Raw genomic sequence first — 10,860 nt, forward strand, 5'->3', positions numbered from 1 at the left:
GTTCACGCTCGGCCCCCGATCGGTCCGCTGTGAGCCTTCGGATTGAGACGCTCGAGGCACGGGATTCGCTGCGCGGTGCCGCGCCCGGTCACGCACGCGCAGTTGGGCTCGGCGTGGCAACGCGGGCACTCGCGGGTGATCGCGCCGTTCACGTCGTACGCGGACCAGACCGGATCGCCCTCGGCGTTGATCGGCAAGCCGCCGGAGTACGGGGCCGCGGGCAGCGCCGCCCGGAAGTCCTCGCCCGCGGCCTTGTCCAGGCGGTCGCGCAGCAGGCCACGGGCAATGCCGACCACGTGGGCGGGCTTGATCCGGTCAGTCGAGGTCTTGTGGTGCACCACGACGGCCTCGAGGGCCAGCGCCTTGTCTAAGTCGCCAAGGACGGCGTGCCACGCGATCACGTCGGCCTCGCCGACCGTGCGCAGGTCGAAACTCGAGATGGCCGTGAGGATGTCGGCGACCTCGGCGCGGGTCATGGTCATTGCTCCAGCGCCTTCCGCTCGGCCTGCTCCTGCGCGGCGAACATGGCTCGGACGGCCTGGGCCTGTGCGACGCGCTGGTCTGCGGTCGAGCCGCCCGGGGCCGCGGTGGCGGCCGGGCGGTTGCGGTTCTTCACGACTTCGGACACCAGCGACGGGAGGACGCCGGGCCCGACGTTCGGTTTCGTGAGCCACAACGCCAGCGCGGCGCGGACATCGGCCTCTGGGGTGCCGGACTTCAGCAGCGCCCCGGCGCGGATTGCGAGATCGGTCCGCACGGGATGCGGGTGCTCGTCGGGGATCTCATCCCGGACGAGCTTCCAGCCGTCCACATCCACGACCGGGCCGCGGGGCGGCGGCGGTTCGTCGAAACGGCTTTCGCTCGCGCGCGCAACGCCTACGTAAGGAGATTTAGAACTCTCAGTTACGTACTCACCTTCACCTACACCGGGGTGATTCGAATCCGGTCGGAATGCCATCGGTGATTCGAATCGGGTTCCGACGGGATCAGAATGGGATTCCGTTGGGTTTACCTCGGCATTCACACCCCACCCGGAATAGTCCCGATCGGGGTCAGGGTCCGGCTTGTACGGGTCCAGAATCTCGATGGTCTTGCGGGCCTCCACGCGACGCGTGCGACGCAGCTCGTCCGCCAGCACCTTGCGGAGCGCTTCGCTCTCCACGGCCTCGGCGCAGGTGAGTGCGTTCTTGAACAGGTACTTGTGTTTCAAGAGCCCGTCATGCCTGATGTACGACCGGATCAGTACCTCTTCCGTCTCGGTGTCGATCACGATGAACCGGCGTTCGACCAGGATTGCGAGGTCTCGCATGAGGCTGTCGGCGTCGATCTCGTTGCAGCCCTTCGCCCACTTGCTGAGCATGAGCGGCTGTACGCCAGCGTTGTTCACGGTCGGTTGCGAGAGCAGCTGGATATAGAGGGCCTGCGCGGTGCGAGGCAGCGCGCGAAACTCCTTGTCGTTCCAGATCTTGCACAGCACGCGGCCGTGGTCGCGAGTGCCTGCGGCCATCAGCTCACCGCCCTTCGCTTGAATGTCCGGTCATAGCGGGGTCGCTCGGCGCGCAGGGCCTCGCGCTCCAGCTGTCGGGCGCGGTGCTCGGTCAGTCCGGCCACGTAGTAGATGGCCGAGATCTCGCGAGCCCATGGGGCCCGCGCGAGATGGGCTTGCCAGCGGTTGTATGGCTCGCCGGTGATGCCGATATAGATCGGCTCGGCATCGGCGTTCAAGAAGCGATAGAGGACGTGCTCACCCGCGCGGAGTTGCGCGGGTGGCACCGTGGCCTTGTTGACCACGGGCGGCATGATGCCGACCCCATGGGCGAGCGTGCGGCGTCCGAGACCCATCTAGTCCTCCTCCTGGTCGTCGCACGCCGGGCACACCACGGCGTCGTCGCCGTCGGTGTGCGTCCAATCGACCTCTCCGAAGCAGAACTGGCCGTTGCCGTATCGGTCCACGCGCGCCGTCACCACGTACGAGCTGTCGGCATAGAAGCCCAAGATGTCGCTACCGCGCCCAGGGCTTGCCTCGGGCGCGTAGCTGATCGACAGGTCCCGCACGTCGCGGATCGAGGTCACGCCGTGGGCCTGCGCGAACCCGACCAGCTCGGCCAGCGCCGTGTGTTGCGCCGCAGTGAGTTCGGACATCACTGCACCGCCCCATTGATCGCCATGGCCAGCCGCTCGCAGTGGCCGAGCCGCACGTAATCGAGGCCGTGCCGCCCGTCGAACAGGTAGCCGCGCATGTACGCGATCGCGCCGGACCAGGTGCGCCAGTTCTCCGGCGACCACCAGCGTTGCCACGCACCGCGTTTCGCGCGCTCCAGTAAGTCCTGCGCCCACCGTTCGGCGTCCTCCGGCGAGCGCAGCGACCACCAGGCGGTGAGGTCCGCGACCGACCGGAGCGGGTTGCCCGCGGGCAATGCGGTGATCGGGTCGCCTTCATTCGCGGCCCAGGACGTCGGCAGGCCGAAGATGTGCCGCTCGCCCGAGATGCCGTAGCCGCTAGACAGCCACGCGCCCGGATAGAAGCCGTAATCACCGCGCGGGCGCAACGGATCGGCCACCAGGGCACACGCCCGCACGTCCAATTGCGGGTGCAGGCCACGGCCGATCTCGGCCGCCAGGTCCCCGGCGATGCCCGCGCCCTGGCTGTACCCGCCGATGACGGCCGGGTACGGACTGCGGTCGATGGCATCGATCAGGGCCTTGCGCCCGATGGCGCGGCTCTCGGCATACGGCATATCGACGCCGCCGTACGTCGCCGGGTACGGAACCGCGCGGAAGCGGAACCGTGCCGGGTCCAGGTGCTCGGCGAAGGCCAGCGATACGCCATCGGGCGCGGCGCCGAATCCAGTGCCGGCCAGCCAGAGAACTTCAATCACGACGCACCCCCGCTCAGGCCGAGCGCGACGCGGATGTGCGCCCGGACCGCTTCGCGCTCCTCGTTATTCAGCGGCACGGCCGCCGTCACGTACGACGTGATGAGCAGGTGCAACTTCTGCTGTTCGACCAGCGCGGCCAGCTGGTTGGCGATTGCGCGCAGCGCGCGCGGCGTGTCCTGCGCCGCCTGCTCCGCCCAGGGGTCACGGATCATTCCACACCGCCATCTGTCGCGCGGACCGCGGCCAGTTCGGCGGCCAGCGTCTCGGCTTCGTCGTAGGTCAGCGCGCCCACGGTCTTGATTTCGCGGTCCAGGATCTTGGACGCCAGCGCCAGCTGGTCGGCTTCCTCGGCCACGCCGAGGGCGGCCAGGTGCTCGCCGATCACCTCGGACTGCGCCTTGGTCATGCGCCGAACGGTGCGCCGCTTCGCCTCAGCGTCACCTGTGGGAGCTTCCTTGACGACCGGTTCGGGTTCCGGCGAAACAGGTTCGGCCGCCTGGTCGGCGTTCCATTCAACGACGGTCACGGGCTGATTGGCGGCGGCCAGGTCGTCGCCGAGCAGCTCGGCCGCCGAGACGCGCTCGGACACGACGCGCACCGGGGCGGGCGCGGGCTCGGATTCGAGATCTTCGGTGGTGCGCGAGATTCCGAGCAGGACATCCGGCGCGAGGCGGCGGCAGACCTCGGCGGCGGCCTTGGCGTAGAGCATGTTCGCCGGGTCCGTCAGGTATTTCATGTTCCCGTCGAGCTTGCCGTTGCTGTTCAGCGCGTATTTCCCGGTCTTCGGGTCGATCCGTGGCACGTACCCGGCCTTGGTGGCGCGGTCGATGGTCCACGTGCACGTTTCGATGTCGCCGCTCGGCGCGGTGCCGGTCACGGTCGCCACGGTCTCGGTCGATTCAATGGTCTGGAATCGGTAGCCGCGCCGCTTCAGCAAGGCCACCATGGTCCGGGCGTAGATGGACGGGGTGCCGTGCACGGTGAATATCTGCTGTAGCGACTGAATCGGGTTCAGGCCGATTTCCGCGCCGTACAGGATCGCCACCGCCGCGTCGGCAGGCTTGCCGCGGTAGACCGTACCGACGAGCGGTGTGCGGCACAGCTTCTCGGCCAGGTTGTACGCCGTGTCGATGATGTCGGCGTACATGGTGACTGCGCCGAGCGGATCGCCGAACCCGGATCCGAGCACGGGGACGAACTGGTCGGTGGTGGTCGCAACTTCGTTGCTCACGGGCGGTACTCCTGGTTCTTGTAAGCCCAACGGGGCAAGTCGATTTGGTGGATGACGGGCGCGTGTCCGGGCCATTCGTCGGCCGCGCTGCATTTCGCGTAGATGTCGAGAGCGCGGCGCACGGACTCGCGCCCGAGGTCGAGCGCGCGCGGCGGTAGCTCGCACACGCTCACCAGGTAGGGCGGGCGCTTGGACACGACCACCCACAGCCACGCCGAAATAGGCAGGCCCGCCAGCTCGAAAACGTCTTCGTACCAAGGCTCTTGGATGTGGTAGCCCCACCGCGCAACCGCGGTGCCGAACTCGTCGGGATCTGAGGATTCGTCGGTTTTGAGGTCCACCGCGATCCGCTGGCCGCCGCCGGTCTCGCGTAGCCAGTCGGTCCGGGCGCGCATCATGACCCCGGTCTGCGGGTCACGGGCGTAGGCGCTGAGTTCCGCTGTGCCGCTTTCGAACAGCGGCCCGGCCACCGGGTGGTTGCGCACGCTGGCGGCCATCGCGCGTACCTGGTCCACCTGAGCGGGAAGCAACGGCACTTCGCCGCGGGCGCGGATCGCCTTGCGCCGCTGCTGATCCTCGGGCTTCTTCCAGTTCGGCGCGTTCACCTGGATGTACCGCGCGCCCTTGCGAAGAACCTCGGTGTGTACCGCGGTTCCAAGCTCCATGGAGTCGGTAGGGACGCGTGCCTCCGGGTGGTCCAGTTCCCACTTCCACTCAGCCGGGGATATCGCCAGCAGGCGGCGGGCCTGGCTACTGGAGATCGAATTCCGGTCGGCGTGGTAGACGGACTCGGGGACACCCGAGTAGACGCCGGGCTCGGTCGGGGCGGTCACGCGGACACCCGCCATTCGAGAAGCTCCACCCGGGCATCGACCACGGATTGCGCCCGGTCGGCGAGGGCCTCGCGCCCCTGTTCGACCGGTACCCATGTGGCCAGGCACAGAAGGATCTGCGCCATACGTTCCGGGTCGGCCTGGCACGCGTGAGCGAGCTGGCTGTAATGAAACTGCGCGCCCACGTCCGGATCTCGCACGTCGTAGCAGATGGCCAGGGCGCGTTCCGCGATGTCGTCGCGGTTCTCGTAGCGGGCCATCACTCGCCCCCGCTCGCGATGCGCTCCAGCTGCTCGCGCAGCCGGACAATCCTTCCGGCGACCGAGTTGGATGATGTGCTGGTGCTGTCGCCGAGATCGACGCCCGCGTATACGCCGTGACGTGCGTCGAGATCCAGCGCAAACCGCGCACATGCCCTGCGCACAGGGCAATCGGCGCAGATGGCGACAGCCTCATCTACTCGCCGTCGGCGGTTCATGTCATCGATCCGGCCGGGCGGGAAGAACGGCCACGGCCTGCCCTTGCACGCGGCGTCATCTTGGAGAGTCGGCACGGTTCACCCCGCCTTCGCGTCCGTGACGGCGCGGGTGATCGCGCGGTCACGGTCCCGTGCGACGAACTCGCGGCGCATGTGGTCCCACGACGAGAACCCGAATGCCAGGGCGACGCAGTGCAATTCGTGGTCGCTGGCTTCGCGGCCGTTGGCGAAGCGGATACGCTGCTCGCTCACAGCGCCCCCATGTCGTCGGCGATATCGCGGTCGCGGTCGGCGTCGGGGTCCTCGGGGCGGTCCTCGCCGTCGTCGTCGGCCTCGGCCTGCGCCAGCAACTCGCGTTCCCAATCGGTCAGCGCCTCGCCCCTGGTGGCCGCCTTCCACTTCTCGGCTTCCGCGAGGGATTCAGCCTTGGTCCTGCATCCGGGGCACTCGTTCGGATAGGGGCACTCCACCCGGGCGTGGTCGCGGGCGTCCTGCGGCGCGGGCCGCATGAGGGCGCAGTCGAGTTCGGTCATGCCGGACTCGGTGCCCTCGGCTTTGGCCATGCGGCGCGCAGCGGACAACTTGGCATTGATCAGGTCGGCCAGGCGCTCGGCGTCACGCGGGGTCATGAACAGGCGCGTATCCGCGGTCAGATCGATGACAAGCTGACGCCCGTCGTGCGACCAGTGCACGCCCAACTTGCCGGTATCGATGATCTGCATCGTGTCGAGGAAGGTGTGGGAGCTCATCGCGCACCGCCGTCCAGGCCGTGCTGCGCCATCCACGACGCGGTGGAGGTCCACCCGTCCACGGGCGGCAGGTTCTGCAACCACTCATCCCAGGGCGGCGGCCCGTCCACCGGATCCGGGCGCAGCGCCCATTCGCCGTTTCGCACAACCGGCGTCGCGATGGTGATGGGCTGCGTGTCGTCGCCGCGCCACTGCGGGGCGGCGGGCCGCGCGGGGCGGTGCTGCAGAACGGCGCGCACCAGCGCGCGGGCGCGCCCGGTGTGCTGGCCGATGGTGTGTTTCCCCATTAGGATCACTCCTTGATCTCTGGAATGCGCCCCGCCGAGCTGGTACCTCGCGGGGCGCAGGTGTTTTCAGGGGTTGTTGGACAGGACGCCCGGCGCGGGGGTATTGCCGCCCACGCCGGGCGTGCTGGTCTCCGGTGCGAAGACCGGGGACGTATCAGGGCCGGTAAACCGGCAGTTCAGGCAAGAGCAGCCGCGGGTGTGCACGCGCATGTGCGCGCCGCGCTCGGCCGCCGCCTCATAGGGCGCGAACCATGGGGCGCTCATGACGCCCGCCGGTTCGCGGCGCATTCGCGGTCCACCTGTTTCTCGCTGGGCAAGTTGCGGTAGAAGCGCTGAAGGTCCTCGGCGTCGATCAGCAGCGTGGAACCGAGGTAGCGGCAGGCGATCTGCCCCTTGCGGACCAGCTGTCGAATCGTGGATTCGGCGATACCGGTGGCGTCGGCGGCCTGCTTCGTGTTGTAGGAGATCTGTACAGGACCAACGGGATTCATGACGCCGCCCTCCGCGTGCCCGGCGTCGCCGCCATGGCCTCGATAGCGGCGCGAATGTCATCGGCCGAAAAGGTCCAATTCCGCCCCGACTTCCGCGCGGGCAGCTGGCGGGCGCGGACGCGCTTGGTGAGCCAGTCCTCAGTGACGTGCAGTCGGGCGGCGGTCTCGGCGAGGGTGTAGAGCCGCAGGTCGTCTGTCATCGCAGCTTCTCCGCAATCGTGTCGAGAACACTGCTGAGCTTCACGCCGAGAACAGCGGCGATCCGGCTCAGTTCGTGGATGGAGAAACCCGTCCGGCCGTGAATGCGTCGCTGCCAGGTGGACGGGGTGATGTTCGCGCCCTCGGCGACGGACTTCTCAGTCCGGTTCGTCTTCGCAATGGCATCGCGAACCGTTGTCGCCGTAGCCGCGTTGATCGCCGCTTCAATGGGGAGCATGTTGACCATGCTAGGGACAGATTTGTCCCTTTACAACCCTCACTTGTCCCTTTCGGTGACTATCCAGGGACTATCCAGCTACCGGCGGCGCGCCTCGACACGCAGACGGCACACTTGTGGAATGGTCAGTTCTGGCCCTTAAATGGACAACATGAATGCATCAGGCGCCAGCCTTGGGGACCGGGATGACGAGATGGACGAAGCCGCGCAGAGGCTCGACATCGCGCTCGGTAAGGCGATCATGGTCTTGCGCGCCACACGCGACAAGATGACCCAGGACGAGCTGGCCGAGCTGGCCGGCATCAGCAAGAAGACCATCGGCCGGATCGAGACCGGCCAGTCGTCAATGCGTATGCCGCAAATGCTGCGGATCAGCAGGGCTCTAGGTGTCCAGCCGGGCGAGCTATTGGAAAAGGCGATCGAGCTCGGGGGCTAGGTCGTTCAGTACCCGGACGGGATCGAAACCCCTCGCGCGCACTTCGACCACGAACCGCGCCGCGGGCATATGCCGTGCCGCCAAGATCAGGTCAGCCAAACCTCGGCGATCGTCTGGCATACACCCAGGAATCCGACTCGCTGAGCTTCGGAACAATCCCCGCCCCATCGGCTTTAAGTCCTCGCGAGACTGGGCCGAATTGCCCTCCGGTACTGCGTCTTTCACTGCGCCCTCCGCACCCCGTAACCATGGGCCGCGCCAGTGCGTCAACTACGGACCGGGCCGCCTAAACCAAGGAGTGCTGGCTCTCAAATCGAAGCCAGCAGTGGTAAGGGTAGTACCCAGATTTGGGTACTGCAATAAGGGCGCGCGCGATAACCTGGTGGCATGGATCGGGGAAGCCTCAACAGGGCGTTCGGGCATGAACTGCGCGTTCGCCGTGAGGAAGCTGGGCTACTGCAACGTGACATGTGGAGGGGCCTTGACTGGGCTAAGAACACGTATATCCGCACGGAGAGCGGCGATCGCGGCGCGACGTTCGAAGAGATCTTCGCGATAGCTGCATTCCTAAAGATCTCTCCCACAACGCTTTTCGATGCCGCACGGACACGATACGAAACGGGCGACTACCCGATGGTGACATCGGCGGATGAATGGCGTGACATGCTCGGCTTGTGACCGGTCGGTTTCGGTCCGGAATGTCGGTGTCCGCTCGTAGGATTCGCGCATGTTGTTCGTGCTGGTCGGGTTTCTCGTGCTTTTGCTCGCGGTCTGTGTCGCCCGTATCGCGCTCCTGCCCTGGTCGTGGCTTACTTTCAGCCTGGTCTCGATTGCGCTCGGGTTTGTTTTCTACTTCCCCTCAGTCGATCACGCGATGGACGGCGCGCTACGACGCAGCGTCGGTCTCGCAAACCTGTCGGACCTCCTGCATATCCTGCTGACACTGGCCGCCTGGTGGGCGCTGGGCGTGATGGCGCTGCGGGCGCTGCGCCGCGAGTCTCGGCTTGATGCGTGGTGGCGCGACGTTCTGGCCGAACACGACCGCACGCGCCGATTGGTGCACGCGATTCACGGCCATCGACCGCGAGCGATTGCGTCCCTGTGGCTTTGGACCGCCGCGAACGCCGTCACGGCCGCCGTAGTGCTGGTGATCTACGCGGCGAGCGATCTGCCGCATACCGAGGTGGACGACATGCTGGACCTCGGCGACATCGGCACGCGCCTACTCACTGCGATGTATGGCGGGTGGGCGTTCGTGGGCGGCGTGCTCGTGGTGACGGCCGCGGCGACCGGCTTACGCACAACGGCCGAACGCGATCTTCGGCCCGCCCTGTGGGTGATGGTCTGCGTTGGCACTTGCGGCATCGGGTATGCCACCACGGCCGCGACCATCGCCGCGATGGACGGTGTAGGCGCGCTGCAGCGCCATGCGCTCGGCGTGATGTCCGTGTGGGCGATTCCAGGCCTGGCGCTACTGGCCGCGAGCGGATCGGCGGCGTTCCTTGCCCGCGGCTGGTGGCGGCCAGCGCATCGCTAGGCCAACTCCAGCAGGCCATGCAGGTTGCCGAGCGACTTGCGGGCGGCGTCCAGATTCACTGTCTGGTATCCGCGCGTCGTGATCACGTTCGAGTGACCCATGATCGCCTGAATTATCTTGTCCGGGACGCCTGCCTCCATGAGGAGGGTCGCCGTCGTGCCACGCATCGCGTGCACATCGACCGGTTCGGCGATTCCTGCGCGCGCCTGCGCCGCCGCCCAGCCCGCGCGGTCCTCGTCATCCGGGACGGGCTTGACACCCTTGTAGCGCTTGCTCGGCGGGGCCACCCACACCAGGCCCCAGGGGTTCGGCTCGCTGTTCTTCTTGTGAACCGCCAAGATCGCGGCCAGCGGCTCAGGAATCGGGATCATGCGCTGGGACAGCTTGGATTTCGGGCGGGTCAGCGCCGCCCCCTTCCAGAGTGGCCGATGCTCGAAGGCCGCCGGCACATCGAACCGCTTCGGATCCTCGGAGTCCGCGCCCTTGTGCAGCGGAAGCCATTCCAGCTGCCACGCCAGATCCAGCACGCCCTTCTCCAGGTCCACACGGTCCCATTCCAGGCCGAGCAGCTCGCCCTGGCGACCGCCGAGCATCAGCCCGGCCGCCCAGCGGGTCACCATCGCGTCGTGAGCCTCGAGCGCCTTCAAAAGCACCGTGCGCGCTTGCTCGGAGGTGAGCGCCCCATGAGACTTCGAGATAACTCCGGGTTTCTTCACCAGCTTGCACACGTTGCGGGTTACCTTCTGGTCCGCCAACGCATCTCGGAGCGCAGCGCTCAGTACGTTGTGGGCTTCCTCGACTGAGCGCGTGGTGTAGGGGACTTCCTCGCCGCCGCGGGTGTAGGTGGCAGCGAGAATCCAGGCGTGCATGTGACGAATGTCATTGGTGGACAACGACGAAAGGATGCGATCGCCGATGGACGGAATGATGCGAGTCGCGATGGCCGACTGATATGCGCCGTACGCCTTAGGCTTCAGGTTCGGTTTGGCCGTGTTCACGATCCAGTCTTTGAGATACGTCTCCACGGTCAGCCGCTTGTCGGTCTGCGGAATGCCGTTCGCGACATCCTCTTTGAGCTTGTTCAGCCCCTTTACGACGACCGCGTAGTCCTTCGAGTAGATCGGCTTGGACTTGTTGCGCTTGCCGTCCGGGCCGCGCGGCAGGTCAATCTGCCCTACGACCATGCCGTCCGCCCTGCGGAAGATCGTGCCTTCACCGCGGGCACGGCGCGCCTTCTTTGGTGCTGCATCCATCTTCTTCAGGACACGCTGGACGGCCGCTAGCCGCTTGATCAGGTCCGCCTGACTGGTCGCGGTCACCTCGAGGGTTTCCGACCAGATGCCGTCTCGCTGCTCCATCGCCGCACCTCGGAATCACTGTAGGCCAGAACTGTAGGCTACAGCACACTGATGACGACTGATCCAGGCAAAACGCGCCAGTTCTCCAGAGACACGAAAAAAGCCCCTGATCTGGTGATGTACCAGATCAGGGGCTCTTTCCTCT

21 protein-coding genes are annotated in these 10,860 nt (G+C 66.7%); 3 read left to right on the plus strand and 18 right to left on the minus strand.

Features of this window, described 5'->3' with window-relative positions:
- Positions 1 to 2: 2 nt before the first annotated feature.
- The 17 genes from ON43_RS43040 to ON43_RS36590 form a co-directional block, all read right to left on the minus strand.
- Positions 3 to 482: a hypothetical protein gene (locus tag ON43_RS43040; RefSeq protein WP_157514325.1), complete on the minus strand. Its 480-nt coding sequence runs from the start codon at positions 480 to 482 to the stop codon at positions 3 to 5.
- Positions 479 to 1,507 carry a hypothetical protein gene (locus ON43_RS43045; protein ID WP_051179733.1) on the minus strand — a complete coding sequence of 343 codons (1,029 nt, stop codon included), beginning with the start codon at positions 1,505 to 1,507 and terminating at the stop codon, positions 479 to 481. Before ON43_RS43045 ends, ON43_RS43040 begins: the two co-directional genes overlap by 4 nt.
- The gene (locus ON43_RS36530) at positions 1,507 to 1,842 is read right to left on the minus strand and encodes a GIY-YIG nuclease family protein (protein ID WP_040815085.1); all 336 of its coding nucleotides are present in this window, start codon (positions 1,840 to 1,842) and stop codon (positions 1,507 to 1,509) included. Before ON43_RS36530 ends, ON43_RS43045 begins: the two co-directional genes overlap by 1 nt.
- Positions 1,843 to 2,142 carry a hypothetical protein gene (locus ON43_RS36535; RefSeq protein ID WP_040815087.1) on the minus strand — a complete coding sequence of 100 codons (300 nt, stop codon included), beginning with the start codon at positions 2,140 to 2,142 and terminating at the stop codon, positions 1,843 to 1,845. It abuts the gene before it with no gap.
- Positions 2,142 to 2,879: an alpha/beta hydrolase family protein gene (locus ON43_RS36540; protein WP_051179735.1), complete on the minus strand. Its 738-nt coding sequence runs from the start codon at positions 2,877 to 2,879 to the stop codon at positions 2,142 to 2,144. The genes ON43_RS36535 and ON43_RS36540 overlap by 1 nt, the downstream gene beginning before the upstream one ends.
- Complete coding sequence (locus tag ON43_RS36545) at positions 2,876 to 3,091, minus strand: hypothetical protein (protein WP_040815088.1); 216 nt, start codon at positions 3,089 to 3,091, stop codon at positions 2,876 to 2,878. Before ON43_RS36545 ends, ON43_RS36540 begins: the two co-directional genes overlap by 4 nt.
- Positions 3,088 to 4,110, minus strand: coding sequence for a hypothetical protein (locus ON43_RS36550; protein WP_051179737.1), 1,023 nt, complete (start codon positions 4,108 to 4,110; stop codon positions 3,088 to 3,090). Before ON43_RS36550 ends, ON43_RS36545 begins: the two co-directional genes overlap by 4 nt.
- Positions 4,107 to 4,943, minus strand: a complete 837-nt coding sequence (locus ON43_RS45245; RefSeq protein WP_157514326.1) for a PD-(D/E)XK nuclease-like domain-containing protein — start codon at positions 4,941 to 4,943, stop codon at positions 4,107 to 4,109. Before ON43_RS45245 ends, ON43_RS36550 begins: the two co-directional genes overlap by 4 nt.
- Entirely contained in the window at positions 4,940 to 5,203 is a 264-nt protein-coding gene (locus ON43_RS45250; RefSeq protein WP_040815090.1) for a hypothetical protein, read from the minus strand. The genes ON43_RS45245 and ON43_RS45250 overlap by 4 nt, the downstream gene beginning before the upstream one ends.
- On the minus strand, positions 5,203 to 5,496 hold the full coding sequence (locus ON43_RS36565) for a WhiB family transcriptional regulator (protein ID WP_083914072.1): 294 nt from the start codon (positions 5,494 to 5,496) through the stop codon (positions 5,203 to 5,205). The genes ON43_RS45250 and ON43_RS36565 overlap by 1 nt, the downstream gene beginning before the upstream one ends.
- Before the next feature lie 3 nt (positions 5,497 to 5,499).
- Complete coding sequence (locus ON43_RS45255) at positions 5,500 to 5,673, minus strand: hypothetical protein (protein ID WP_157514327.1); 174 nt, start codon at positions 5,671 to 5,673, stop codon at positions 5,500 to 5,502.
- On the minus strand, positions 5,670 to 6,170 hold the full coding sequence (locus ON43_RS36570; protein WP_040815092.1) for a hypothetical protein: 501 nt from the start codon (positions 6,168 to 6,170) through the stop codon (positions 5,670 to 5,672). Before ON43_RS36570 ends, ON43_RS45255 begins: the two co-directional genes overlap by 4 nt.
- Positions 6,167 to 6,457, minus strand: coding sequence for a hypothetical protein (locus tag ON43_RS36575; protein ID WP_040815093.1), 291 nt, complete (start codon positions 6,455 to 6,457; stop codon positions 6,167 to 6,169). The genes ON43_RS36570 and ON43_RS36575 overlap by 4 nt, the downstream gene beginning before the upstream one ends.
- 66 nt (positions 6,458 to 6,523) lie before the next feature.
- On the minus strand, positions 6,524 to 6,721 hold the full coding sequence (locus ON43_RS45260; protein WP_167333488.1) for a hypothetical protein: 198 nt from the start codon (positions 6,719 to 6,721) through the stop codon (positions 6,524 to 6,526).
- Positions 6,718 to 6,948: a helix-turn-helix domain-containing protein gene (locus ON43_RS36580; RefSeq protein WP_040815095.1), complete on the minus strand. Its 231-nt coding sequence runs from the start codon at positions 6,946 to 6,948 to the stop codon at positions 6,718 to 6,720. Before ON43_RS36580 ends, ON43_RS45260 begins: the two co-directional genes overlap by 4 nt.
- Entirely contained in the window at positions 6,945 to 7,148 is a 204-nt protein-coding gene (locus tag ON43_RS36585) for a helix-turn-helix domain-containing protein (RefSeq protein ID WP_040815097.1), read from the minus strand. The genes ON43_RS36580 and ON43_RS36585 overlap by 4 nt, the downstream gene beginning before the upstream one ends.
- Positions 7,145 to 7,393 (minus strand): helix-turn-helix domain-containing protein, encoded by a 249-nt coding sequence (locus ON43_RS36590; protein WP_040815103.1) that lies wholly within the window; start codon positions 7,391 to 7,393, stop codon positions 7,145 to 7,147. The genes ON43_RS36585 and ON43_RS36590 overlap by 4 nt, the downstream gene beginning before the upstream one ends.
- 184 nt (positions 7,394 to 7,577) lie before the next feature.
- Here ON43_RS36590 and ON43_RS36595 point away from each other — a divergent pair, with 184 nt between their 5' ends.
- The 3 genes from ON43_RS36595 (at position 7,578) to ON43_RS36605 (ending at position 9,357) form a co-directional block, all read left to right on the plus strand.
- Complete coding sequence (locus tag ON43_RS36595) at positions 7,578 to 7,820, plus strand: helix-turn-helix domain-containing protein (RefSeq protein WP_167333489.1); 243 nt, start codon at positions 7,578 to 7,580, stop codon at positions 7,818 to 7,820.
- A 387-nt stretch (positions 7,821 to 8,207) separates the two neighbouring features.
- On the plus strand, positions 8,208 to 8,498 hold the full coding sequence (locus tag ON43_RS36600) for a helix-turn-helix domain-containing protein (protein ID WP_083914074.1): 291 nt from the start codon (positions 8,208 to 8,210) through the stop codon (positions 8,496 to 8,498).
- A 49-nt stretch (positions 8,499 to 8,547) separates the two neighbouring features.
- Positions 8,548 to 9,357 (plus strand): hypothetical protein, encoded by an 810-nt coding sequence (locus ON43_RS36605; protein ID WP_040815108.1) that lies wholly within the window; start codon positions 8,548 to 8,550, stop codon positions 9,355 to 9,357.
- Here ON43_RS36605 and ON43_RS36610 read toward each other — a convergent pair.
- Positions 9,354 to 10,715, minus strand: a complete 1,362-nt coding sequence (locus ON43_RS36610) for a tyrosine-type recombinase/integrase (RefSeq protein ID WP_040815110.1) — start codon at positions 10,713 to 10,715, stop codon at positions 9,354 to 9,356. The genes ON43_RS36605 and ON43_RS36610 overlap by 4 nt on opposite strands.
- Positions 10,716 to 10,860 lie beyond the last annotated feature (145 nt).

Origin of the sequence: Nocardia concava NBRC 100430 (genome assembly GCF_000308815.1) — a bacterium.
Lineage (GTDB): Bacteria > Actinomycetota > Actinomycetes > Mycobacteriales > Mycobacteriaceae > Nocardia > Nocardia concava.

Coding starts and splice junctions, on each gene's coding strand:
- ON43_RS43040 (WP_157514325.1), bottom strand. CDS start 482: ATGACCATGACCCGCGCCGAGGTCGCCGACATCCTCACGGCCATCTCG.
- ON43_RS43045 (WP_051179733.1), bottom strand. CDS start 1,507: ATGGCCGCAGGCACTCGCGACCACGGCCGCGTGCTGTGCAAGATCTGG.
- ON43_RS36530 (WP_040815085.1), bottom strand. CDS start 1,842: ATGGGTCTCGGACGCCGCACGCTCGCCCATGGGGTCGGCATCATGCCG.
- ON43_RS36535 (WP_040815087.1), bottom strand. CDS start 2,142: ATGTCCGAACTCACTGCGGCGCAACACACGGCGCTGGCCGAGCTGGTC.
- ON43_RS36545 (WP_040815088.1), bottom strand. CDS start 3,091: ATGATCCGTGACCCCTGGGCGGAGCAGGCGGCGCAGGACACGCCGCGC.
- ON43_RS45250 (WP_040815090.1), bottom strand. CDS start 5,203: ATGGCCCGCTACGAGAACCGCGACGACATCGCGGAACGCGCCCTGGCC.
- ON43_RS36570 (WP_040815092.1), bottom strand. CDS start 6,170: ATGAGCTCCCACACCTTCCTCGACACGATGCAGATCATCGATACCGGC.
- ON43_RS36575 (WP_040815093.1), bottom strand. CDS start 6,457: ATGGGGAAACACACCATCGGCCAGCACACCGGGCGCGCCCGCGCGCTG.
- ON43_RS45260 (WP_167333488.1), bottom strand. CDS start 6,721: ATGAGCGCCCCATGGTTCGCGCCCTATGAGGCGGCGGCCGAGCGCGGC.
- ON43_RS36580 (WP_040815095.1), bottom strand. CDS start 6,948: ATGAATCCCGTTGGTCCTGTACAGATCTCCTACAACACGAAGCAGGCC.
- ON43_RS36585 (WP_040815097.1), bottom strand. CDS start 7,148: ATGACAGACGACCTGCGGCTCTACACCCTCGCCGAGACCGCCGCCCGA.
- ON43_RS36590 (WP_040815103.1), bottom strand. CDS start 7,393: ATGGTCAACATGCTCCCCATTGAAGCGGCGATCAACGCGGCTACGGCG.
- ON43_RS36595 (WP_167333489.1), top strand. CDS start 7,578: ATGGACGAAGCCGCGCAGAGGCTCGACATCGCGCTCGGTAAGGCGATC.
- ON43_RS36600 (WP_083914074.1), top strand. CDS start 8,208: ATGGATCGGGGAAGCCTCAACAGGGCGTTCGGGCATGAACTGCGCGTT.
- ON43_RS36605 (WP_040815108.1), top strand. CDS start 8,548: ATGTTGTTCGTGCTGGTCGGGTTTCTCGTGCTTTTGCTCGCGGTCTGT.
- ON43_RS36610 (WP_040815110.1), bottom strand. CDS start 10,715: ATGGAGCAGCGAGACGGCATCTGGTCGGAAACCCTCGAGGTGACCGCG.